Annotated in this window: 16 protein-coding genes; 12 read left to right on the forward strand and 4 right to left on the reverse strand. The window is 71.3% G+C overall.

Annotation, left to right across the window (positions count from 1 at the left end):
• Positions 1 to 63: 63 nt before the first annotated feature.
• Positions 64 to 813, reverse strand: a complete 750-nt coding sequence (locus ABH928_RS00780) for a hypothetical protein (protein WP_370060828.1) — start codon at positions 811 to 813, stop codon at positions 64 to 66.
• Between the two features lie 218 nt (positions 814 to 1,031).
• Between ABH928_RS00780 and ABH928_RS00785 the strand changes: the two genes are divergently transcribed.
• A complete protein-coding gene (locus ABH928_RS00785) occupies positions 1,032 to 1,544 on the forward strand; it encodes a SigE family RNA polymerase sigma factor (RefSeq protein ID WP_370060829.1) in 513 nt (170 codons plus the stop codon).
• On the forward strand, positions 1,537 to 2,355 hold the full coding sequence (locus ABH928_RS00790; protein ID WP_370060830.1) for a hypothetical protein: 819 nt from the start codon (positions 1,537 to 1,539) through the stop codon (positions 2,353 to 2,355). Before ABH928_RS00785 ends, ABH928_RS00790 begins: the two co-directional genes overlap by 8 nt.
• A gap of 50 nt (positions 2,356 to 2,405) precedes the next feature.
• Here the strand turns inward: ABH928_RS00790 and glgP are convergent, their stop codons facing one another.
• The gene (gene glgP, locus ABH928_RS00795) at positions 2,406 to 5,096 is read right to left on the reverse strand and encodes an alpha-glucan family phosphorylase (RefSeq protein WP_370060831.1); all 2,691 of its coding nucleotides are present in this window, start codon (positions 5,094 to 5,096) and stop codon (positions 2,406 to 2,408) included.
• A 701-nt stretch (positions 5,097 to 5,797) separates the two neighbouring features.
• Between glgP and ABH928_RS00800 the strand changes: the two genes are divergently transcribed.
• The 5 genes from ABH928_RS00800 to aroA all read left to right on the forward strand — a co-directional run bounded on the left by ABH928_RS00800 (position 5,798) and on the right by aroA (position 15,141).
• On the forward strand, positions 5,798 to 7,912 hold the full coding sequence (locus tag ABH928_RS00800) for a maltotransferase domain-containing protein (RefSeq protein WP_370061837.1): 2,115 nt from the start codon (positions 5,798 to 5,800) through the stop codon (positions 7,910 to 7,912).
• Positions 7,909 to 9,708 carry a maltose alpha-D-glucosyltransferase gene (gene treS / locus ABH928_RS00805; RefSeq protein ID WP_370060832.1) on the forward strand — a complete coding sequence of 600 codons (1,800 nt, stop codon included), beginning with the start codon at positions 7,909 to 7,911 and terminating at the stop codon, positions 9,706 to 9,708. The genes ABH928_RS00800 and treS overlap by 4 nt, the downstream gene beginning before the upstream one ends.
• 158 nt (positions 9,709 to 9,866) lie before the next feature.
• Positions 9,867 to 11,405 (forward strand): maltokinase, encoded by a 1,539-nt coding sequence (locus ABH928_RS00810; RefSeq protein WP_370060833.1) that lies wholly within the window; start codon positions 9,867 to 9,869, stop codon positions 11,403 to 11,405.
• 3 nt (positions 11,406 to 11,408) lie between these two features.
• On the forward strand, positions 11,409 to 13,874 hold the full coding sequence (glgB, locus tag ABH928_RS00815; RefSeq protein ID WP_370060834.1) for a 1,4-alpha-glucan branching enzyme: 2,466 nt from the start codon (positions 11,409 to 11,411) through the stop codon (positions 13,872 to 13,874).
• 28 nt (positions 13,875 to 13,902) lie between these two features.
• Positions 13,903 to 15,141 (forward strand): 3-phosphoshikimate 1-carboxyvinyltransferase, encoded by a 1,239-nt coding sequence (gene aroA, locus ABH928_RS00820; protein ID WP_370060835.1) that lies wholly within the window; start codon positions 13,903 to 13,905, stop codon positions 15,139 to 15,141.
• Positions 15,142 to 15,162: 21 nt separating this feature from the next.
• Here the strand turns inward: aroA and ABH928_RS00825 are convergent, their stop codons facing one another.
• Positions 15,163 to 15,831: a pyridoxamine 5'-phosphate oxidase family protein gene (locus tag ABH928_RS00825; protein WP_370060836.1), complete on the reverse strand. Its 669-nt coding sequence runs from the start codon at positions 15,829 to 15,831 to the stop codon at positions 15,163 to 15,165.
• Positions 15,832 to 16,164: 333 nt separating this feature from the next.
• Here ABH928_RS00825 and ABH928_RS00830 point away from each other — a divergent pair, with 333 nt between their 5' ends.
• The 5 genes from ABH928_RS00830 (at position 16,165) to pyk (ending at position 23,732) form a co-directional block, all read left to right on the forward strand.
• A complete protein-coding gene (locus tag ABH928_RS00830) occupies positions 16,165 to 17,658 on the forward strand; it encodes an APC family permease (protein WP_370060837.1) in 1,494 nt (497 codons plus the stop codon).
• 127 nt (positions 17,659 to 17,785) lie between these two features.
• Complete coding sequence (locus ABH928_RS00835; RefSeq protein WP_370060838.1) at positions 17,786 to 18,760, forward strand: hypothetical protein; 975 nt, start codon at positions 17,786 to 17,788, stop codon at positions 18,758 to 18,760.
• A 123-nt stretch (positions 18,761 to 18,883) separates the two neighbouring features.
• Positions 18,884 to 21,025: a phosphate acetyltransferase gene (gene pta / locus ABH928_RS00840; RefSeq protein ID WP_370060839.1), complete on the forward strand. Its 2,142-nt coding sequence runs from the start codon at positions 18,884 to 18,886 to the stop codon at positions 21,023 to 21,025.
• Positions 21,022 to 22,233, forward strand: coding sequence for an acetate kinase (locus tag ABH928_RS00845; protein ID WP_370060840.1), 1,212 nt, complete (start codon positions 21,022 to 21,024; stop codon positions 22,231 to 22,233). Before pta ends, ABH928_RS00845 begins: the two co-directional genes overlap by 4 nt.
• Positions 22,234 to 22,307: 74 nt before the next feature.
• Positions 22,308 to 23,732 (forward strand): pyruvate kinase, encoded by a 1,425-nt coding sequence (gene pyk / locus ABH928_RS00850; protein WP_370060841.1) that lies wholly within the window; start codon positions 22,308 to 22,310, stop codon positions 23,730 to 23,732.
• Positions 23,733 to 23,844: 112 nt separating this feature from the next.
• On the opposite strand, the gene ABH928_RS00855 is transcribed toward pyk, so the two are convergent.
• Entirely contained in the window at positions 23,845 to 24,483 is a 639-nt protein-coding gene (locus tag ABH928_RS00855) for a spherulation-specific family 4 protein (RefSeq protein WP_370060842.1), read from the reverse strand.
• Between the last annotated feature and the right edge of the window lie 19 nt (positions 24,484 to 24,502).

Consider the following 24,502-nt stretch of genomic DNA (forward strand, 5'->3'; position numbering starts at 1 on the left):
GCAGGTGAGCTGGTTGCGCCATCGGGGGCGCGGGGCGGGGCCCCGCGCCCCCGGACTGTGCGCCTACGGCTTGGCGGTGGGTTCGGTCACCTGGTTGTAGATCTCCTTGCCGGCTGCGTTGTAGGCGTGGATGTAGGGGGTCGCGGTGGCGGCGTTCCCCCCGGGGCTGGTGATGGCCGCCGAGTAGACGAACGCGCCGCCCGCCATCACGGCCGGGTACTCGGTCGCGTTGTCGCCGTAGCTGATGGTGACCTTGGCGACGTCGGACGTGTAGTGCCCCGCGCCCAGCTGAAGGAACTGTCCCCCGTCGGCCGGCTCACCGAGGCTGTCGAAGAACTCGATCAGGTGACCGGTGCCCCACAGACGGTCGTTGATGAACGTCGCCGGCATCGACATGCTGCTGCCCTTGTCACCCTTCGACTCGCACTGCACGTACTGGTGGGCGGCGTTGACCGCGACGACCACCCCGTCCGTGTCCTGCGCAGCCACAGAGCTGCGGACCGCGATCACCGCGTGGTAGTTCGAAGCGTCCGAACCCAGGCAGGACGCCAGGATCCCGGCGACCGCACCCGCACCGATCGGGGTCGTCCTCGTGCTGGTCACCGAGAACGCGGTCGGCGTGGAAGCCACGCGGACCGCGGTCACGTTGCCGCCGTGGGCCTTGGCGGCGGGCGCAGCGGACGGCTTGCCGTGGGCCTTGGCGTGCGCCTTGGCGGTGGGCTGGGAGGTGCCGGTCGCTGCGCTGGCCACTCCCCCCGCCGCCGCGATGGCTGCAGTGGTGGCCGCGATGAGCATGATCGGGCGAATACGCATGAATCCGTGTCCTTTCCTGCGGGGCGTCCGGTTGACGCTCGCACCCCTGTACGCCACCCGGCGCCCGTGCGGTCGCATCCCGGGCACGTGGTCCATGTCACAAGGCGAGGGTGCGACCCGGGCACGGTGCTCGTGCGTACAGGCTTAGGCAGTGCAGCTCCGCCCAGGATCAGGAAGCTGACGCGAGCCGATCGACAGCACCAGGAGAGAGGCCCTTGATGACGCCACAGGAGTTCGACGCGTTCTACGCGGCGTCCTTCTCCCGACTGACCGGGCAGCTCTACGCGATGACCAGCGACTGGTCCGAAGCACAGGACGTGGTCCAGGAGGCCTTCATCCGCGCGTGGGACCGAAGGCGCACGTTCGACACGGACGAGGCCCCGGAGGCGTGGATCCGGACCACGGCCCGGCGGCTGGCCATCTCACGCTGGCGGCGTCTGGCCCGGGGCCTGCACCTGGCTGGACGTCACCACCCGCAGGAACCACCCACCGTCGAGCCGCCCACCGAGGAACACCTGATGCTGGTCACCGCGCTCCGCGACCTGCCCGAGGCGCAGCGCAGCGCCATGGTCCTGCACCACATGTGCGACCTCTCCGTCGAGCAGGTCGCGGCCGAGACCGGCGCCAGCGTCAGCGCCGTCAAGAGCCGCCTCGCCCGCGGCCGGACCGCGCTGGCGGCCCGACTCGGCGACCTGCCCACGGCCGGCTCGGAAGGACGACTCCGTGTCTGACCCCCGCCACGACTCCCTGGGCGACCGGTTGCGGCTGCTCGGCACGGGGACGCCGGCACCGACCCTGCCCGCCGCGGAGATCCGCCGACGCGCCGACCGGCGCCGCCGCCGTCGGCACGCCCTCGGCGCGACCGCGGCCTGCGCCGCGGCAGCCCTGTGCGTGGCTCTCCCGACCGTGCTGCGCTCGCCCACTCCGCTGCACGAGGCAGCCCCGACGGACACGGACACCTCCTCCGTGTCGGCTTCCCCTCGCCCCCCGGCGGAGTCGACCGTTGCCGACACGAGGACGACCCCGATCGGTGCGGGTGCGGTCGGCGGGATCCTGGCGTCCTGCCTGGGCTCGGACGCTTCGAACTACCACGCGGTGATCGCGGTCCGCAGCTCCGTGGCTGCGCAGGACACGGACGGGGTGGTCGTCGCGGTCAACGCCGCCCACCAGTACGTGCAGTGCGAGTCGAAGGGTGACAAGGGCAGCAGCATGTCGATGCCGGCCACGTTCATCAACGACCGTCTGTGGGGCACCGGTCACCTGATCGAGTTCTTCGACAGCCTCGGCGAGCCGGCCGACGGGGGACAGTTCCTTCAGCTGGGCGCGGGGCACTACACGTCCGACGTCGCCAAGGTCACCATCAGCTACGGCGACAACCCGACCGAGTACCCGGCCGTGATGGCAGGCGGTGCGTTCGTCTACTCGGCGGCCATCACCAGCCCCGGGGGCAACGCCGCCACCGCGACCCCCTACGTCCACGCCTACAACGCAACCGGCAAGGAGATCTACAACCAGGTGACCGAGCCCACCGCCAAGCCGTAGTGCACTGACCGGGGGCACGGGGCTCCGCCCCGCGCCCCCGACATTCGCACCTACCGGAGTACTCCGTCAGCCAGGCCGGACATCTCGGCCGGGACAGCCACGAGTCCCAGCTCGACCTCGTTCGCCAACAGCCGGTGGCTGGGCAGGATCCGGACCGTGTACCCGAACGGGCCGGTTCGGCTCAGCTCAAGAGGGCCCTCGTAGCGCCAGCGGCCGTCGACGTCCGCGCGGTCGGCGGGCTTCAGCGAAACCGTCGCGACCTCCGAGATCACGTCCGCGTCGTCGACGCGCCCGGACACCACCTGGACGTCGACGTCGGACGGGTCCAGACCGTCCAGACGGACCTGCACCCGCAGGGTGAGCGTGCTGCCGAGCTCCGGCGCGTCCGCGCCGCCCGCCGCCTCGACGTGCTCGACCCGTACCTGGGGCCAGCGCGAGCGGATCCGGGACTTCCACTCCGCCAGCTCCCGGGCCCCGGAATACGCCGTCTCGACCGAGCCGGGGGCCACGACCCCCTCCACGGCAAGCGCGCGGTTCGCCTCCGCCGCCGGGAGGTACAGCCGTTCGACGTACTCCCGGACCATCCGGCCGGCCAGGACCTTCGGGCCGAGCGTGCTGAGCGTGTGGCGGACCATCTGGATCCACCGGCGCGGCAGCCCGTGCGCGTCGCGGTCGTAGAAGCGCGGGGCGACCTGATGCTCGATCAGGTCGTACAGCGCCGCCGCCTCGATCTCGTCGCGGCGGTCCTCGTCGGGCTCGCCGTCGGCGGTCGGGATGGCCCAGCCGTTGCTGGCGTCGAACCACTCGTCCCACCACCCGTCGAGCACCGACAGGTTGAGCGCCCCGTTGAGCGCGGCCTTCATGCCCGAGGTGCCGCAGGCCTCCAGCGGACGCAGCGGGTTGTTCAGCCAGACGTCGCAGCCGGGGTAGAGCTTCGCGGCCATGTCCATGTCGTAGTCCGGCAGGAAGATGATCCGGTGCCGGACGGCGGGGTCGTCGGCGAAGGCGACCAGCTTCTGGATCAGCGCCTTGCCGCCGTCGTCCGCAGGGTGCGCCTTGCCCGCCACCACGATCTGGATCGGACGGGTCGGGTGCAGCAGCAGGCCGCGCAGCCGTTCGGCGTCGCGCAGCATCAGGGTGAGCCGCTTGTAGGAGGGCACCCGCCGGGCGAAGCCGATGGTCAGCACGTCCGGGTCGAGCGCGTCACCCGTCCAGCCCAACTCGGCCACGGCAGCGCCGCGCTGACGCCAGGACGCACGCACCCGCGCACGCGCCTCGTCGACCAGCTGGGCCCGGAGCCGCCGCCGCATCTCCCAGATCTCACCGTCCGCGATGGCGTCCAGGCCGTCCCAGCGGCGGGCCTCGCCGAGGACCATGGCGTCCTCGATCCGCTCGGCGCCCAGCTCCCTCGCGGCCAGCCGGACCACCTCGGGGTCGATCCAGGTGGCCGCGTGGACGCCGTTGGTGATCGAGGTGATCGGGACCTCGGCCGCGTCGAAACCGGGCCAGAGGCCGTTGAACATGGAACGGCTCACCTGACCGTGCAGCAGGCTGACGCCGTTGGCGCGCTGCGCCAGGCGCAGACCCATCGCGGCCATGTTGAACAGCGCCGGATCACCGCCGGGCCAGGTCTCCGCGCCCAGCGCGAGCACCCGGTCGACGGGGACGCCGCCGAGCGGCTCGCCGGAGCCGACCGGACCGTCGGTGGCGAAGTGACGGTGGACCACGGACCGGTCGAACCGGTCGATGCCCGCCGGGACCGGCGTGTGGGTGGTGAAGAGTGTGCCCGCGCGTACTGCCTCCAGCGCGGCGTCGAAGTCGAGACCCATGCCGCCGTCTTCCGCCGGACGAGTGAGCTCGCGGATGCGTTCGACGCCGAGGAACCCGGCATGTCCCTCGTTGGTGTGGAAGACCTCGGGGTCGGCATGGCCGGTCAGGCGGCAGAAGGTGCGCACCGCGCGGACGCCGCCGATGCCCAGCAGCATCTCCTGGAGCAGCCGGTGCTCGCTGCCGCCGCCGTAGAGGCGGTCGGTCACGTCGCGGGCGCGGGGGTCGTTCTCCTCGATGTCGGAGTCGAGCATCAGCAGCGGCACCCGGCCGACCTGGGCCCTCCAGATCTGCGCGTGCAGCGAGCGCCCGCCGGGCAGGCCGAGGGCGACGGTGCAGGGGCTGCCGTCCTCCTCGCGCAGCAGGCTGACGGCCAGCTCGTTCGGGTCGAGCAGCGGGTACCGCTCCTGCTGCCAGCCCTCGCGGGACAGCGACTGGCGGAAGTAGCCGTGCCGGTAGAGCAGCCCGACTCCGACGATCGGCACGCCCAGGTCGCTGGCGGCCTTGAGGTGGTCGCCCGCCAGGATGCCGAGGCCGCCGGAGTACTGCGGCAGCGTGGCGGTGATCCCGAACTCGGGCGAGAAGTAGGCGATGGCCCGAGGCAGCTCGCGGTCGGACTGCTGCTGGTACCAGCGCGGACCGGTCAGGTAGTCGCGCAGGTCCTCGTGGGCGTCGTGCAGGCGGCGCAGGAAGCGGCGGTCGGCGGCGAGTGCGGCCAGGCGCTGGCCGGAGACCACGCCGAGCAGCCGCACCGGGTCGCATCCGGTCGACTCCCAGACCTCGGGATCGACGGAGCGGAACAGCTCGCGCGTCTCGGGGTGCCAGGACCAGCGCAGATTGAGCGCCAATTCACCCAGGGCCTGGAGGGGTTCGGGGAGGACAGTGCGGACCGTGAAACGTCGGATTGCCTTCACCCCAGCGACCATAGCCGCGCCCACTGACCCGACGTTAGCGGCGCAGCGCGGCACTGCCCGCCGTTCGGCGCATTGGTGCGATCGGAGGCGTCAAGCTTCACTCTTCCGGGGGTACAGCACACGCGGGCGCACGCCGGAGTGAGGGGGCGCGCGGTCGTAGTAATTCACACCCGCGACACACGGCCGTCCGCCCGCGCGCGACCAACTGCCTTGATCTGTGGCCGAAATGAGCGCCTACTGGCGCGTAGCGAGGCCCGGCGGTGCGAGGATCGAAGCAGGTCGGAAAGGACGCACCGAGCTGCTGACGCCGGATGCGGAACGCCCGCGTCTGCGTGTCCAGCAGTCCCGCGCGATCGTTGTCAACACGACGGCGTTCGACCGACGGCGGGTTGCTCGGCGGGGCGACCGGGGAAGGCTCTCAGGGGTCCTCCTTTTGGCCCTCCGCCAGGCGTCTTCGCAGATCATCACACTGCGTCACCCTTCACCCAGCGTCATCGAACTCCGTGCGGCGATACACCATTTGCACGAGCTTTGCCTGCTTTCATGGATTTGATCGCTTTTCGGTTCTTCTGCTTGACGGCCCGTTTGCTCGCTTGCTCACCAGCTCGCCGGCGCGCTTTCGCACTCCCTCGAGATCGCAGCTTGGAGCCTCGATGACCCGCCCGCCTCGCCAAACCACCCGGAAGGACGACCCCACTCTGATGATCGGCCGGATTCCCGTACTGGATGTGAACCCTTCGGTGGACTGCGGCCGACGGCCGGCCAAGTCCGTGGTGGGCGAGGCGTTCGAAGTCAGCGCAACACTGTTCCGCGAGGGCCACGACCTGATCGGCGCGAACGTCGTCCTGCGTGACCCGCGTGGCCGCAGCGGCCCGTGGACCCCGATGCGCGAGCTGGCGCCCGGTACGGACCGGTGGGGCGCCCGGATCACGGCGCACACGCCGGGCCGCTGGACCTACACGGTCGAGGCATGGGCGGACCCGGTGGCGACCTGGGAGCACGTGGCCCGGATCAAGATCGCGGCGGGCGTCGACGTCGGCCTGATGCTGGAGGAGGGCGCGCTGCTGCTGGACCGCGCCGCCGCCGGGGTGCCGAAGAAGGACGGCAAGGCCCATGTGCTGGCCTCGGCCGAGACGCTGCGCAGCTCGGAGCTGCCGCCGACGGAGCGTCTGGAGGCGGCGCTGACGACGGAGCTGGCGGCGGCGCTGGCCCGGCACCCGCTGCGGGAGCTGGTCACCGCGTCCCGGCCGCTGCCGCTCCAGGTGGACCGGCGCCGGGCGCTGTACGGGTCGTGGTACGAGTTCTTCCCGCGCTCGGAGGGCGCACGGGTCGACCCGGAACGCCGCAGCGCGCCGGTTTCAGGCACGCTGCGCACGGCGGCGGAGCGCCTTCCGGCCGTCGCGGAGATGGGCTTCGACGTGGTCTACCTGCCCCCGGTTCACCCGATCGGCCGTGCCTTCCGCAAGGGACCCAACAACACCCTGGACGCGGGCCCGGCCGACGTCGGCTCGCCCTGGGCGATCGGCTCCCAGGAGGGCGGGCACGACGCGGTCCACCCCGACCTGGGCACGCTGGAGGACTTCGACGCCTTCGTCGCACGCGCGGGTGAGCTCGGCCTGGAGGTCGCCCTCGACTTCGCGCTCCAGTGCTCCCCTGACCACCCCTGGGTGGAGAAGCACCCGGAGTGGTTCAACGAGCGGGCCGACGGCACCATCGCCTACGCCGAGAACCCGCCCAAGAAGTACCAGGACATCTACCCCGTCAACTTCGACCGGGACTTCGACGGCATCGTGGCCGAGACGGTCCGGTTGCTGCGGCACTGGATGTCCCACGGCGTCCGGATCTTCCGCGTCGACAACCCGCACACCAAGCCCGTCGTCTTCTGGGAGAAGGTGCTCGGCGAGATCGCCCGCACCGACCCGGACGTGCTGTTCCTGGCCGAGGCGTTCACCCGTCCCGCGATGATGCACACCCTGGCCAAGGTCGGCTTCCACCAGTCCTACACCTACTTCACCTGGCGCAACACCAAGCAGGAACTGACGGAGTACCTGACCGAGCTGTCGGGCGAGGCCGCCGCGTACATGCGGCCGAACCTGTTCACCAACACGCCCGACATCCTGCACGCCTACCTGCAGCACGGTGGCCGCCCCGGGTTCGCGATCCGCGCGGTCCTGGCCGCCACCCTCTCCCCGAGCTGGGGCGTCTACTCCGGCTACGAGCTGTACGAGAACGCCCCCGCGCACCCCGGCTCCGAGGAGTACCTGGACTCGGAGAAGTACCAGCTCCGACCCCGCGACTGGTCGCGGACGGACACCATCGCACCGCTGCTGGCCACCCTGAACCGGTTCCGGCGCGAGCACCCTGCCCTGCAGGAACTGCGCGACCTGCGTTTCCACCCCATCGACAACGACCACCTCCTCGCCTTCTCCAAGCGGGGCGGGGAGGGCGAGTCGGCCGACGAGGTTCTCGTCGTGGTCAACCTCGACCCGCACCAGGCCCACGAGGGCACCCTCACCCTGGACCCGGACGCGCTCGACGCCACGGCGGGGGACGCCGCGGCCGAGCACTCCGGAGCGGGCCGTCCGTCGCACACCCACACGACGGAGGGAGGCGGCGTGCCCGCCGCCTCCCTGACAGCTGGTCAGCCGACAACCGGTCAGCCGACTGCCGACCGGCAGGCGGTCGGGGAGCCCGCGATCGAGGTCCACGACGAGCTCTCCGGCGAGACCTACCGATGGGGACGCCACAACTACGTCCGGCTGGACCCCCACACCCGGCCGGCACACATCCTCACGGTCCGGAGGGCCACCCAGTGATCGTCAACGAACCCGTCCCCGACACCTTCGCCGACACCCCGCAGCGCGACCGCGACCCGGAGTGGTTCAAGCGCGCCGTCTTCTACGAGGTCCTGGTGCGCAGCTTCCAGGACAGCAACGGAGACGGCGTCGGCGACCTCAAGGGACTGACCTCCAAGCTCGACTACCTCCAGTGGCTGGGTGTGGACTGCCTCTGGCTGCCGCCGTTCTTCGCCTCGCCGCTGCGTGACGGCGGCTACGACGTGGCCGACTACACGGCGGTGCTGCCCGAGTTCGGTGACCTGGCCGACTTCGTCGAGTTCGTCGACGCCGCCCACCAGCGCGGCATGCGGGTGATCATCGACGTCGTCATGAACCACACCAGCGACCAGCACCCGTGGTTCCAGGCCTCCCGCACGGACCCCGAGGGCCCGTACGGGGACTACTACATGTGGGCGGACAACGACAAGCTCTACCAGGACGCCCGGGTCATCTTCGTCGACACCGAGACGTCCAACTGGACCTTCGACCCGGTCCGCAAGAAGTACTTCTGGCACCGCTTCTTCTCCCACCAGCCGGACCTCAACTACGAGAACCCCAAGGTGCAGGAGGAGATGCTGGCGGCGCTGCGCTTCTGGCTGGACCTCGGCATCGACGGCTTCCGCCTGGACGCGGTGCCCTACCTCTACGCCGAGGACGGCACCAACTGCGAGAACCTGCCCGCCAGCCACGCGTTCCTGAAGCGGGTCCGGGAGGAGATCGACCGCGAGTACCCGGACACGGTGCTGCTGGCCGAGGCCAACCAGTGGCCCGAGGACGTCGTCGACTACTTCGGCGACTTCTCGCGCGGCGGCGACGAGTGCCACATGGCGTTCCACTTCCCGGTCATGCCGCGGATCTTCATGGCGGTGCGCCGCGAGTCCCGCTACCCGGTCTCCGAGATCCTCGCCAAGACCCCGGCCATCCCCACCGGCTGCCAGTGGGGCATCTTCCTGCGCAACCACGACGAGCTGACCCTGGAGATGGTCACCGACGAGGAACGCGACTACATGTACGCGGAGTACGCCAAGGAACCGCGGATGCGCGCCAACGTCGGCATCCGGCGGCGGCTGGCCCCGCTGCTGGACAACGACCGCAACCAGATCGAGCTCTTCACCGCACTGCTGCTCTCCCTGCCCGGCTCCCCGGTGCTCTACTACGGCGACGAGATCGGCATGGGCGACAACATCTGGCTCGGCGACCGCGACGGCGTCCGCACACCGATGCAGTGGACGCCGGACCGCAACGCCGGCTTCTCCGCCGCCGACCCGGGCCGGCTCAACCTGCCGGCCATCATGGACCCGGTCTACGGCTACCAGGTCACCAACGTCGAGGCGCAGATGAGCAACCCCAGCTCGCTGCTGCACTGGACCCGCCGGATGATCGAGATCCGCAAGCTCAACCCGGCCTTCGGTCTGGGCTCGTACGCCGAGCTGCCGTCCAGCAACCCGGCGGTCCTCGCCTACCTGCGCTCCTACGGCGACGACCTGGTCATGTGCGTCAACAACTTCTCGCGCTTCGCCCAGCCGACCGAGCTGGACCTGCGCGAGTTCGAGGGCATGCACCCGGTCGAGCTGATCGGCGGGGTGCGGTTCCCGGCGATCGGCGAGCTGCCGTACCTGCTGACCCTCGGCGGGCACGGCTTCTACTGGTTCCGTCTGCGCCCGGGCGACCCCCAGGCCACCGGCCCCGGCGCGGCTGCCGCTGCCACCGTCGGGCTGACCGGCACCACCCTCCTCGCCAACGGTCGACCAGCACCGCTGCCCGGCCTCCGCTAGCGCCGCGCCGGGCTCGCGCGTCCCCCGTCCTGCCCAACGACGTCCCCCTACGGGCGTGCCAACGATGCCCACGCCCTCACATTCCGGAAAAATGGTTCAACCGGCGACCAACCACCCTTGGCCACCGGTTGCGCCGGCCTCTCCGGGGAAAGGGAGAAATGTCCGACACCTCCCGACCGCGTGCCGTCACCTCCCCTGTCCCAGCAGCCTCGGCCGTCGGCTTCGGCCCGCTCGTGGCGGCGACCGTGCCGTTGCTGCGCGACTGGCTGCCGCGTCAGCGCTGGTTCGCGGGCAAAGGCCACCCGATCACCGCGATCACCCCGGTGGCGACCACCCTGCTGCCGGGACCGACGGGGCTGGCCCGCGGCACCGGCGTCCTGCTGCATCTGCTGCTCCGCGTCGACCAGCACAACGCGAGCGGCGGGGCGCCCCTCAACGACGTCTACCAACTGCTGCTCGGCGCCCACCCCGACGGGCTGCCGGGGATCGGCAGCGACACGGCCGTGATCGGCCGGATCACCAGCGGCCCCTACGACGGGCTGGTCACCTACGACGCAGCCTACGACCCGGCACTGACACGTCGTCTGCTGGCGCTGCTCTCCTCACCGCAACGGCTCGGGCCGCTGCGGTTCTCCACCCTCGGGGACCGTCCGCCCGCACCCGCCGCGGGGCGCGTGGGCACGGCGGAGCAGAGCAACACCTCGATCATCTACGACGCGGGCGGCCCGACCGACGCGGCGATCCTCAAACTCTTCCGCCGGGTCAGCCCGGGCCTCAACCCGGACCTGGAGCTCTCCCTGGCTCTGGGCCGGGCCGGGAGCAGCCGGATCCCGACCCCGCTGGCGTGGTTCGAGGCCGAGCTGCCGGACGCCCCGGAGGAGGCGCCCGCCACCCTGGGCCTGCTCCAGCACTACATGCGGGCCGCGGAGGACGGCTGGGAGCTGGCGCTCCGTCAGATCGCGATGCTGGACGCGGACCCGTCCCGGGTGGGCCATTTCGCCGCAGAGTCGTTTCTGCTCGGCCGGGCCACCGCCGACGTGCACCTCGCCCTGGCCCGGAGCCTGCCGGTCGCGGTGCTGCGCCGCGCCGAGATCGAGGCCATGGCGGAGGCGATGGCGCTCCGCCTGGACGCCGCCGTCCTCGCCGTCCCGCAGCTGGCCCCGCACCGGTCCGCGCTGCGGCAGATCTTCCACGACCTGACCGCCTCCGCCAGGGACGGCCTCCGGCTCCGGGTCCAGCGCGTCCACGGCGACCTGCACCTCGGGCAGGCGCTGCGCAGCACCCGCGGCTGGGTCCTGCTCGACTTCGAGGGCGAACCGGCCAAGACCCTGGAGGAGCGCCGCAAGCCGCAGCCCGCCGTCCGCGACGTGGCGGCGATGCTGCGCTCCTTCGACTACGCCGCCGCACACGCCGTCATGGCCGAACCGTCCGTCGCGGCGACCTGGGCGGCCCGCAACCGGGAGGCGTTCTGCGCCGGCTACGCCGCGACAGGCGCGCCCGACCCGACGCTGGACCCCGTGCTGCTGCGCGCCTTCGAGACCGACAAGGCGGTCTACGAGGTGGTCTACGAGGCCCGGCACCGCCCCGACTGGGTCTCCATCCCGCTGACGGCCTGCGCCCGCCTGGCCGCCGCTGTCCTCACCGGAACCGACGGCACCACCGACCCCACGACGCCCACAATCCCACGGGAGGCATAGATCGTGACCGCGTTCGACGTACCCGACACCTTTCTCGCCGCCGTACCGGCCATCCTCAAGGCCGCGACCGGCGGGGCCACGCACGGCAGCGCCAGGACCGGCCGCGCCGCGAGCGGCGGTGCCGTCACGGACGCCGCCGACGCGGTCACCAGGGACACGCCGGCAACCGCCCCGGAGCCGGCCGCCCCGGCACCCGTCACCCCCGCTCCCATCACCCCTGCCCCCGACACCCCGGCCCGCGTCACAGCCGACCCGGCCGCAGCCGACGGCGCCGTCCGGGTCCCCGAGGCGCCGCTCGCGCCCGGCGAGGTGGAGCGGCTGGTCGGCGGCTGGCACCACGACCCGCACGGCCTGCTGGGGTCGCACGACTCGGCCACCGGAACGGCCGTCCGCGTGCTGCGCCCGCTGGCCGAACGGGTGGTGGTGGACACCGGCGTCGCCCGCTACGAGCTGACGCACCAGCAGGACGGCTTCTTCACCGGCCTGCTGCCGCGCACCGCCGTCACCGAGGGCTACCTGCTCAAGGTCACCTACGCGGGCCAGGAGTTCGAGCAGGAGGACGGCTACCGCTTCCTGCCGACGATGGGCGAGACGGACCTGCACCTGATCGGCGAGGGCCGCCACGAGCAGCTGTGGAAGGCGCTCGGCAGCCACGTCCGGGTGATCGAGGGCGTCACCGGCACGTCCTTCGCGGTCTGGGCGCCGAACGCGTCCGGGGTGCGGCTGGTGGGCGACTTCAACGGCTGGAACGGCGCCGCGCACCCGATGCGCTCGCTCGGCATCAGCGGCGTCTGGGAGCTGTTCGTCCCCGGCGTCGGCGAGGGGACCAGCTACAAGTACGAGATCGCCACCCGTGACGGCCGCCGCCTGCAGAAGGCCGACCCGCTGGCCCGCGCCGCCGAGTGCCCGCCCGCGACCGCGTCCGTGGTCACCGAGTCCCGCTACTCCTGGCAGGACGCGGAGTGGATGGCCTCGCGCGGGCGGCTGCCGCACCACCAGGGGCCGTTCAGCGTCTACGAGGTGCACCTGCCCTCCTGGCGACCCGGCCTGTCCTACCGTCAGCTGGCCGAGGTGCTGCCCGCCTACGTCCGCGACCTGGGCTTCACCCATGTCGAGCTGATGCCGGTGATGCAGCACCCCTTCGACGGCTCCTGGGGCTACCAGGTCACCGGCTTCTACGCGCCGACCTCAGGCCTGGGCTCGCCGGACGACTTCCGCTTCCTGGTCGACGCCCTGCACCGGGCCGGGATCGGCGTGATCGTCGACTGGGTGCCCGCGCACTTCCCCAAGGACGAGTGGGCCCTGGCCCAGTTCGACGGCGCGCCGCTCTACGAGCCGGCCGACCCGCGCCGGGCCGAGCACCCGGACTGGGGCACCCTGGAGTTCGACTACGGCCGCACCGAGGTGCGCAACTTCCTGGTCGCCAACGCGGTCTACTGGGGCGAGGAGTTCCACGTCGACGGCCTGCGGGTGGACGCCGTCGCCTCCATGCTCTACCTCGACTACTCCCGCGAGCACGGCGAGTGGACCCCGAACGAGCATGGCGGCCGGGAGAACTGGGACGCCGTCACGTTCCTGCAGGAGATGAACGCCACCCTCTACCGCCGCTGCCCCGGCGTCGTCACCGTCGCCGAGGAGTCCACCGCCTGGCCCGGCGTCACCGCGCCCACCGACCACGGCGGACTCGGCTTCGGCCTGAAGTGGAACATGGGCTGGATGCACGACTCCCTCGTCTACATGAGCAAGGAGCCGGTGCACCGCAAGTTCCACCACAACGAGATGACCTTCTCGATGGTGTACGCGTACAGCGAGAACTACGTGCTGCCCATCTCCCACGACGAGGTGGTCCACGGCAAGCAGGCCCTGGTTTCCAAGATGCCCGGCGACTGGTGGCAGCAGCGCGCCAACCACCGCGCCTACCTCGGCTACATGTGGGCCCACCCGGGCAAGCAACTCCTCTACATGGGGCAGGAGTTCGCCCAGGGCGCGGAGTGGGACCACCACGAGGGCCCGCAGTGGTGGGTGCTGGACGAGCAGTGGCCGGCCCACGCCGAGCACGCGGGCGTCCGCGACCTGGTCCGCGACCTGAACCGGATCTACCAGGACACCCCGGCGCTGTGGCAGCAGGACGCCGACCCGGCCGGCTTCGCCTGGCTGGACGGCGGGGCGGCCGACGACAACGTCTTCTCCTTCGTCCGCTTCGACACCCTGGGCCGCCCGCTGGTCTGCGTCAGCAACTTCTCGCCCGTCGTCCGCCACGGCTACCGGGTCGGGCTGCCGACGGTCCGGGCGGATGTCCGGGACGCGCGCTGGCTGGAGGTCCTCAACACGGACACGCCGGTCTACGGCGGCGGCGGCATCGGCAACCCCGATCCGATCAAGGCCGAGCTGGTCCAGTGGAACGGCCGGGACACCAGCGCGGAGCTGACCCTGCCGCCGCTGGCCACCATCTGGTTGAGTCCGGCGTAGCCGGGGGCATGTCCGTATCCTCACGGGCATGACCGTTGTCCAGATCCCCGGTTCCAAGTCCGTCACCGCCCGCGCCCTCTACCTGGCGGCGGCTGCCGAAGGCACAACCACGCTGCGGCAGCCGCTGCTGTCGGACGACTCCGAGGGCTTCGCCGAGGGCCTGATCGCCCTCGGCTATGCGGTGGACCGGCAGCCTGGCGTCTGGACGATCGAGGGCCGCCCGGCCGGTCCGGAGGTCGACGCGGCGGACGTGTTCTGCCGGGACGGCGCGACCACCGCCCGGTTCCTGCCCGCGCTGGCGGCGGCCGGGCACGGCTCGTTCCGCTTCGACGCCTCCGCGCAGATGCGCCGCCGTCCGCTCGGCCCGCTGACGCAGGCCCTGCGCGAGCTCGGCGTCGACCTTCGCCACGAGGAGCAGGAGGGCCACCACCCGCTGCGGATCGAGGCGTCCGGCATCAAGGGCGGTGCGATCACCCTGGACGCGGGCCTCTCCTCGCAGTTCCTCACCGCGCTGCTGCTGACCGGCCCGCTCACCGCCGAGGGCCTCGACATCACGGTCACCGACCTGGTCTCGGTGCCCTATGTCGAGATCACGCTGGCGATGATGAACCGCTTCGGCAATCCGGCCCGGCGCGAGGGCGACACCTTCGTGGTCCCGCCGGTCCGCTACACCGCGACGGACTACCTGATCGAGCCCGACGCCTCCACCGCCAGCTACGTCTTCGCGGCGGCGGCACTGACCGGCAACTCGGTCACCGTCCCCGGCCTCGGCACCGGTTCGCTCCAGGGCGACCTGCGCTTCGCCGAGGTGCTGGGCGAGATGGGCGCGGACGTGTCGATCACTGCGGACGCGACGACCGTCACCGGCACCGGCACGCTGCGCGGCATCACCGTCAACATGCGCGACATCTCCGACACGGTCCCGACCCTCGCCGGCATCGCGCCCTTCGCGGACGGCCCGGTGCGGATCGAGGACGTCTACAACACGCGGATCAAGGAGTGCGACCGCCTGGCCGCCTGCGAGCAGAACCTCGCGGCCCTGGGCGTCCCGGTCAGCACCGGCCGGGACTGGATCGAGATCCACCCGGCACAGCCGCAGGGCCCGGCCCGGATCGCCTGCCACGGCGACCACCGGATCGCCATGTCCTTCAGCATTACCGGCCTCCGCGCCGAGGGCATCACCCTCGACGACCCGGGCTGCGTCAAGAAGACCTTCCCCGGCTTCCACCAGGCGCTGGCCGGGCTCCGCGCGGAGTGGGGGATCTGAACCCGTGGGGGGGTCCGAACCTCACACGCTCCGCAGCGCCGCGATGTGGTCGGGCAGCGTGATGCCGTCCGCCAGGTCCGGCGTGGCGACGGGGGCGTCGAAGACCGTGCGGATCGGGACGTTGCCCGCCCACAGGCCCAGCTCGGCATCGGGGCCGTCGCCGTCGTCGGGCGGGCCGACGGAGATCTTGACCGAGGCCTCGGCCAGGTCCAGGGCGAGCAGCGTGGTGGCGGCCAGCTCCTTGCGGTTGGGGCGGCGGGCGTAGTCCCACTGCCCCGGCGCGCACTGCTCGGAGAGCACGCGCAGGCCCTCCAGCTTCTCTTCGTCCGCGAGCACGCGCGGGACGCCGTAGACCATCGCACAGCGGTAGTTGACGCTGTGTTCGAAGACCGAGCGGGCCAGGACCAGGCCGTCCACATGTGTGACGGTCACACACATCTCGGCCGCCCCGGCCGCCCCGGCTTCCGCAGCCTGCTGCAGGCTGCGGCTGGCGACGGAGCCGTGGAAGTAGAGCGTGTCGGCGGTGGCGCCGTAGACCGTGGGCACCACCATCGGCGCACCGTCCACGACCACCCCGAGATGGCAGACGAACCCGGCAGCCAGCACAGCGTCCAGATCGGCCCTGCGAACGCTGCCGTTCTCGCGCATACGGCGATGCCGCGTCCGTTCGGTAACCGCGAGTTCTGACATCTTCCACTCTTCCATACGACGGTTTTCGTTTCCCATTTGCGATCCTGCCACGGAATCCGCATTCCTGGAAGCAACATAAACGAATTCCGCCAAAGCATTGCCAGTCCCGGTCGGCTAACGGCACCATGTGGCACGCGCTGGCACCAGAGGTGACCGAGCGGTGATCCCGCCTCCGGAAACTCAAGCGAAACAAGGCTGTTGCCCAGCTTGCTCTCCCATCTGCTTGAGTGCGGCTGCGACGTCCCCCGCGCTGCTCCCCCGCACCACTGTTCCCCCTGCGCCGCGACCGGCCCTGCCCCCACGCTCCCTTCGGTCGCGGAGGAAAGGTCCACCGTGAGCGAGTACCCCCCGACCGAGACCGGCGGCCTGAAGGCCAACGTCCTCGGTACCTTCGACACCATCGTCATGGCCATCGCGGGCAGTGCCCCCGCCTACTCGCTGGCCGCCAGCACTGTCGCCCTGCTCGCCGCGGCCGGGCTGTTCAGCCCCGCCGCGCTGCTCTGGTGTGCGATACCGATGCTGGGCATCGCCTGGGCCTTCAACTACCTGGGCCGGCTGGACGTCAACGCGGGCGCCAGCTACTCCTGGGTCGGCCGCGCGCTGCACCCGGCGCTCGGCTTCACGGCGGGCTGGTCGCTGGTCGTCTCGGCGCTGATCTTCATGGTCGCGGGCTCACTCCCGGCCGGTCAGTACACCCTCTCCCTCTTCTCCGCCTCGCTCTCCAACAACACCTGGGCCTGCGTGGGCGTCGGCGCCTTCGTCTTCCTGGTGATGGCGCTGCTGGTGCTGCTCGGCGCGCGGATCACCGCGCACGCGCAGTGGATCATGACCGGCATCGAGGTGCTGATCCTCGCGGGCTTCGGCATCGCCGCGCTGATCCATGGCGGCAGCGCGGCCCCCTTCCAGTGGTCGTGGCTGTGGGGATTCGGCCACTTCGGCGGCCTCAAGGGCTTCGCCGGTGCGGCGCTGGTGGCGGCCTTCTACTTCTGGGGCTGGGACGTCACCGCCAACCTGAGCGAGGAGACCACCGACTCGCAGAAGAACTCCGGCCTGGGCGGCCTGCTCGGTGTCGCCGCGGTCTTCGCGCTCTTCGAGATCGTCACCATCGCGGTCAACATGATGGTGAGTCAGAAGGACATCGCGAGCGGCGCGCCGTTCCTCAACACCCTGGGCGAGGCGGTCTGGCCAGGCGCGGGCGGCAAGATCATGGTGCTGGCCGTGGTGCTCTCCACCGTCGCCACCCTGGAGACGACGCTGATCCAGGTCAGCCGCTCGCTCTTCGCCATGGGGCGCGACAAGACCCTCCCCGCCGTCTTCGGCCGCACCCACGCACGCTGGCAGACGCCGTACGTCGGGCTGGCCGTCGTCGTGGTGATCTCGCTGGGCCTCTTCGTGGCCTCCAGCGCGCTGGGGTCGGTCACCAAGATCCTCAACGACGCGGTGGCCGCGATCGGTCTGCAGATCTGCGTCTACTACGCGCTGGCCGGTGTCGCGGTGGTCGTCGCCTACCGCAAGGTGGCCTTCAAGTCCCTGCGCAACCTGATCTTCGTCGCCCTCTGGCCGGGCGCGGGCGCGGTCTTCATGGGCTTCCTCTTCGTCGAGAACTGCATGAACCTGCCGCTGACCCAGATCCTGATCGGCCTCGGCGCACTGGCGATCGGCATCGTCCCGCTGGCCGTCTACTGGGCCAAGGGCAGCGAGTTCTACACCAACCCGGGTGCCCGACTGGACGCCGCGGTGGCCCAGGCGGTCGACGCCGAGTTCGGCGGCTCGGCCCTGGCCAGCGCCTCCTCCGACTCGACCGGCTCGATGGCCACCGACCTGTAACATCCGGCAACTCCGGTACCACGCACTATCGTTCGCACCAACCGTCCACACAACTCAACAGGCTCGGCAACCGGCAGTCCGACGACTGCCGGTTGTCGGCTTTCCGTATCCGAAGGGGCTGCCCGCCATGGCCCGAGCATCGCGCCGCCGCACCACCGCACCGCAGTTCGACCAGACCCACGGCGACCGCGAACTCGCCGCCGCCCGCCACGACCTGGCGGTCGGCCGCTGGCAGGGCGTCCGCGACCTGCTCCGCGACACCGGCCGCGACTGGGACCGGCGCACCCACCGGGTCCGGCTGCTCGCCGACGTCGCCGCTTCCACCCGGACCGTCGAGTCCTGGCAGGCGGCCGAGCCGGACAACCCCGACGCCCTGGTGCTACGTGCCGAGACGGAGGTGCAGCGGATCTTCTTCGCGGTCGCCGAGTCCCACCACCAGAACGGCACCCCGCCGCCGACCGAGGACGCCTGCGACCGCCGCGACCTGGACCGGGTGGCCCGGATCTGCCTCCAGGCCTCCGAGAAGCACTCCGCGGACCCGGTCCCCTGGGTCTCCTTGATGACCCTGGCCCGCCTCTACGGCCAGGGTCATCCGCATGTCTGGCACTGGTGGCGCGAACTCCAAGCCCGCGACCGGTTCAACCGCGAGGGCCACCACCAGGTGCTCCGCCACCTCTCCGCCCGCTGGCACGGCAGCCACGGCGAGATGTACAACTTCGCCCGCGACAGCGCGGCCTTCGCCCCGCTCGGCTCCCCGCTCGCCGCACTCACCCAGGCCGCCCGCGCCGAGCACTTCCACCGTCGCGTGGAGACCGAGGGACCGGCGGCGGTCGGCCTCACCTACCACTGGACCCACGAGGTCGCGGTCCAAGCGCTGCGCAGCACCATGCGCCAGTGGATCGCACACCGCTCCGGCGTCGAGTACGCCCAGGACGTCGCCGACCTCAACCTGCTGGCCCACGGCCTGGTCTTCGCCGGGCTGGCCCCGGAGGCCAAGGAGGTCTTCGCCCTCCTCGGCGACCGCCCCGCCCGGGTGCCCTGGGTCTACAGCGGCGACCCGCTCGCCCTCTTCCGACACTGGTACGCGCAGCTGGGCGGCTGAGGCGGGCACGACGCCGTGCGCGGTGCGAAGGTAGTGTCGAAGCCGCTCGAACGAACTGCTCGAACGAGCTGCTGGAGCGAACTGCTGTTGAACGAACGAGAAGAACGCGATCGGAGTGCGTCGGTGGCCCGCAGCGTCTACGTGACCGGGATCGGCAGAGGGGACGGCCGTCAGGTCGTGGAGCTGGGCGTGATGGAGCTGCTCACCCGGCACGTCGACCGGGTCGGCATCTTCCGGCCGCTGGTGCACTCGTCCACCGATCACGTGGTGGAGCTGCTGCGCGGGCGCTACCGGGTCGACCTGCCGCCCGCGTCGATGTACGGGATGAGCTACGACGAGGCCGCCGCGATCCTCGCCGAACGCGGCCAGGAGGAGCTCGTCGGGCAGCTGGTCGACCGGTTCCGGGCGGTCGAGCGGGACTGCGAGGCGGTGCTGGTCCTCGGCACCGACTACGCCTCCACCAGCATCCCCGACGAGCTGGCACTCAACGCGCGCCTGGCCAACGAGTTCGGCGCAGGCGTGCTGGCCGTCGTCGGCGGGCACCGCGAGAGCGCCGACACCGTCGTCAACGAGGTCCGCAACGCCCACCGCTCCTATGCCGACCTGGGCTGCAACATCGTGGCGATGATCGCCAACCGGGTCGCCGGAAGCGACAAGCAGGCTGTCGCGCGCCGCCTCGCGGTACGGCCCGACGTGCCGGTCTACGTGATCCCCGACGACCCGGCGCTGTCCGCGCCGACGGTCACCCAGGTGGCCGAGGCCACCCGCGCCGAGGTGCTGCTCGGCGACGCGGCAGGCCTGGCCCGCGACGTGCGCGGCTTCGTCTTCGGCGGCGCCATGCTGCCGACCTTCCTGGACGCGATGACCGACGGCTGCCTGGTGATCACCCCCGGGGACCGTGCCGACCTGCTGATCGGCTCCCTCGCCGCGCACGCCGCCGGTGCGCCGCCGATCTCCGGCGTGCTGATGACGCTGGGCGAGAACCCCGGCCCCAACGTGATGAACCTGGCCGCCCGGCTGGCCCCCGGCACGCCGGTGCTCTCCGTCAAGGAGGGCAGCTACCCGACCGCGATGAACCTCTCCACCTTGGAGGGCCGCCTCACCGCCGTCAGTCCGCGCAAGGCGGAGACCGCCCTGGGCCTCTTCGAACTCCACGTCGACGCCGCCGAATTGACGGACCGTATCGAGCTGATCCGGTCCGAACGGGTCACCCCGATGATGTTCGAGCACGAGCTGCTGGAGCGCGCCCGCGGCGCCGCGCTGCGCGACATCGTGCTGCCCGAGGGCGCCGAGGAACGGGTGCTGCGCGCGGCCGAGGTGCTGCTGCGCCGCAACGTCTGCCATCTGACCCTGCTCGGCAGCGAGGACACGGTCCGCCGCAAGGTCGCCGAGCTGGGCCTGAACATCACCTTCGACGCCGAACCCGCCCCCGGCCGGGCCCGCGCGCGGATCATCGATCCGGCCACCTCGCCGCTGCGCGACCGCTTCGCCGAGGTCTACGCGGAGCTGCGCCGGCACAAGGGCATGACGGTCGAACTGGCCCTGGACGTGGTCAGTGACGCCTCCTACTTCGGCACGCTGATGGTCAAGGAGGGCCTGGCCGACGGGATGGTCAGCGGCGCGGTGCACTCCACCGCCGCGACGATCCGCCCGGCCTTCGAGGTGATCAAGACCTCGCCGGAGGCGAAGATCGTCTCCTCGGTCTTCTTCATGTGCCTGGCCGACAAGGTCCTGGTCTACGGCGACTGCGCGGTCAACCCGGATCCGGACGCGGAGCAGCTGGCCGACATCGCCCTCCAGTCCGCGGAGACCGCCGCCCGCTTCGGCGTCACGCCGCGGGTGGCGATGCTCTCCTACTCCACCGGCACCTCCGGCTCGGGCGTGGACGTGGACAAGGTCCGCAAGGCCACCGAGCTGGTCCGCGGGCTGCGCCCGGAGCTCAAGGTCGAGGGACCGATCCAGTACGACGCGGCGGTCGAGCCGTCGGTCGCGGCGACCAAGCTCCCGGGCTCGGAGGTGGCCGGTCAGGCGACCGTGCTGATCTTCCCGGACCTCAACACCGGCAACAACACCTACAAGGCCGTCCAGCGCTCGGCGGGCGCGGTCGCGGTCGGCCCGGTGCTCCAGGGTCTGCGCAAGCCGGTCAACGACCTCTCGCGTGGCGCGCTGGTCCAGGACATCGTCAACACGGTGGCCATCACGGCGATCCAGGCCCAGCAGGCGGCAGCCATGCAGAGCACTCAGCCCGAGGAGAACGGCAAGTGAGCGACGCGACCCGGGTGCTGGTGCTCAACTCCGGCTCCTCGTCGGTGAAGTACCAGCTCATCGACATGGCCGACGGAGCGCGGCTGGCCTCCGGCCTGGTGGAGCGGATCGGCGAGGGCCAGGGCCGGATCACACACGAACCGTCCACCGGCCCGCAGCGGGACCGGTACGAGCCGTTCCCCGACCACACCGCCGCGCTGTCCGCCGTCGCGGACGAACTCGCCGCCGACCAGATGGGGCTGGACTCGCCGCACCTGGCCGCGATCGGCCACCGCGCGGTCCACGGCGGCACCAGGTTCACCGAGCCGACGCTGATCACCGACGAGGTCGTCGACGGCCTGCGCGAGCTGGTCCCGCTGGCGCCGCTGCACAACCCGGCCAACATCACCGGCATCGAGGTGGCCCGCAAACTTCGTCCCGACCTGCCGCAGGTGGCCGTCTTCGACACCGCCTTCCACGCCACCATGCCGGAGTACGCGGCCCGTTACGCGATCGACAAGGCCACTGCCGACGCCCACCAGGTGCGCCGCTACGGCTTCCACGGCACCTCGCACCAGTACGTCTCCCGCCGCACCGCCCAGCTGCTGGGCAAGACGCCGGAGGCGGTCAACGTGATCGTGCTGCACCTGGGCAACGGCGCGAGCGCCTCCGCCGTGGCGGGCGGACGCTGCGTGGACACCTCGATGGGCCTGACCCCGCTGGAGGGCCTGGTCATGGGCACCCGCTCGGGCGACCTGGATCCGGCGATCCTGCTGCACCTGAACCGGGTCGGCGGAATGTCCGTGGACGAGATCGACTCCCTGCTCAACCGCCGCAGCGGTCTGCTCGGTCTCTGCGGCGACAACGACATGCGCGAGATCGGCCGCCGGATGGGAGAGGGAGATCCGGAGGCACAGCTGGCCTTCGACGTCTACATCCACCGGCTGCGTAAATACATCGGCGCGTACTACGCGGTTCTGGGCCGGGTGGACGCCATCGTGTTCACCGCCGGGGTGGGCGAGAACTCCGCCGCGGTCCGCGAGGCGTCTCTCGCGGGCATGGACGCGATGGGCATCGCGCTCGACGCGGTGCGCAACGCGGTGCGCGGCAGCACGCCCCGGCTGATCTCCGCGGACTCCTCGCGGGTCGCCGTCGCGGTGGTGCCGACCGACGAAGAACTGGAAATCGCGCAGCAGACCTTCGCGGTGGTCCGCCGTACTGCGGAGTAACGCCCGTACTACGGAGTAACGCCGCCGAATTGCGGGGGAATACACCCGAAAGGTATGCCGATAAGATGAGCCATATGCGCCGAGCCAAGATCGTTTGTACTCTGGGTCCCGCGACGGACGGATTCGAACAGCTGAAGTCGCTGATCGAAGCCGGAATGAACGTCGCTCGTCTGAATATGAGCCACGGCAGCCACGCCGAGCACGAGCACCGCTATGCCAACGTGCGCGCCGCCGCCGAGGCTTCCGGCCGTGCCGTGGGCGTCCTTGCCGACCTGCAGGGCCCCAAGATCCGTCTCGCCACCTTCGCCGACGGTCCGGTGACCGTCGAGAACGGCGACACGTTCACCATCACCACCGAGGACGTCCCCGGTGACCAGCACATCTGCGGCACGACCTACAAGGGCCTGCCGGGCGACGTGAAGCCGGGCGACCCGGTGCTCATCAACGACGGAGTCGTCGCCCTGGAGGTCGTCAGCGTCGACGGCCCCCGTGTGGTGACCCGAGTGGTCGAGGGCGGGGTGCTCTCGAACAACAAGGGCATCAACCTGCCCGGCGCGGCGGTCAACGTCCCCGCGCTCTCCGAGAAGGACAAGGACGACCTGCGTTTCTCACTCCGGATGGGCGTCGACATGGTCGCGCTCTCCTTCGTGCGCAACGCCGCGGACATCGAGGACGTCCACGCGGTCATGGACGAGGTGGGACGTCGCGTCCCGGTCATCGCCAAGATCGAGAAGCCGCAGGCCGTCGACGCCATGGAAGAGATCGTCATGGCCTTCGACGCGGTCATGGTCGCCCGCGGCGACCTGGCCGTGGAGTACCCGCTGGAGAAGGTGCCGCTGGTGCAGAAGCGCCTGGTCACCCTCTGCCGCCGGAACGCCAAGCCGGTCATCGTCGCCACCCAGATGATGGAGTCGATGATCACCGCGTCCCGCCCGACCCGCGCCGAGGCGTCCGACGTCGCCAACGCGATCCTCGACGGCGCGGACGCGGTCATGCTCTCCGCGGAGTCCTCGGTCGGCAAGTACCCGATCGAGACCGTGCAGACCATGGCCAGGATCGTCGAGGCCGCCGAGGGCGAGCTGCTCTCGCAGGGCCTGCAGCCGCTCAACCCGGGCCGCAAGCCGCGCACCCAGGGCGGTTCGGTCGCCCGCGCCGCGTGCGAGCTGGGCGACTTCCTCAACGCCAAGGCGCTGGTGGCCTTCACCAAGTCCGGTGACACCGCCCGCCGCCTGTCCCGCTACCGCTCGCCGATCCCGGTGCTGGCGTTCACCCCGGACGCCTCCACCCGCAACCAGCTCACCCTGAGCTGGGGCGTGGAGACCTACGTGCTGCCGCAGGCGCCGAACACCGACGCCATGGTCGACCAGGTCGACGGCGCGATCCTGGCGCAGGGCAAGTACAGCAAGGGCGACACCGTGATCATCACGGCCGGCTCCCCTCCCGGCATCGTCGGCACCACCAACATGGTCCGCGTGCACCACCTGAGCACCGGCGACTGACGCCCGCCCCGGCTGGAGCTGGACGACCACGACCTGACGGCCCCTCGGCCCGTCCCGCACCCGCGGGCGCGGAACGGGGGGCCGTGCGGTCTGCCGACCCTCCGGGCCCCGGCTACCGCGCGTCCAACGGCCCCGGCACGGCCCAGGGGTTCGGCAGGGTGCCGGGAGTGGCGTAGCCGTGAACGGGGGCGCCCGGCGGGGCCGCGTGGACGAGATGGCAGTCGCGGGCGGGGTCGAAGTCCCGGCTGAGCTCCGGGAGGCGCTGGTAGGTGTCCCAGGAGCCCTCGAAGGTGACCACCAGGTCCGCCAGGTCGTGGTAAGCCCAGTGGACGCGGGTGCCGGGATTGAGGGCGAGGAAGCTCGCGCCGAGAGAGCGGGCGGCGACGGTCAGGCGGGCGTAGTACGGCACTCCGTCCGGGCCCGGGAGGGTCTGGTCCAGGAAGACGCCGTCGACGTCGTACCAGGCGCGGTGGCGCTCGACCTCGGCGACCACCTCGCCGTGCGGGCGGCGGCCGTAGTCGGTGTCGACGTAGCCGAGCACCCGGGTCTCCCGCAGCCCGGCGCGGGCCTCCGCGTAGGCGGGGTCGGGGACGTCCCCCGGACCGCTGGCCGGGTTGAGGACGACGGCCATCAGCCGTGGCGCCGCCCGGCACAATGCGGCCCAGGCGTCCGGCTCGACGGCGGGGTGGAAGTAGGCGGGGACCAGGATCCGGGGTGCTCTGCTGCCTGAAAGGCATATCGCGTCGCTCATGCCAGGACCAACGAGCCCG

Source organism: Streptacidiphilus sp. MAP5-3, from assembly GCF_041262505.1.
In the GTDB taxonomy this organism is placed as follows: Bacteria; Actinomycetota; Actinomycetes; order Streptomycetales; family Streptomycetaceae; genus Streptacidiphilus.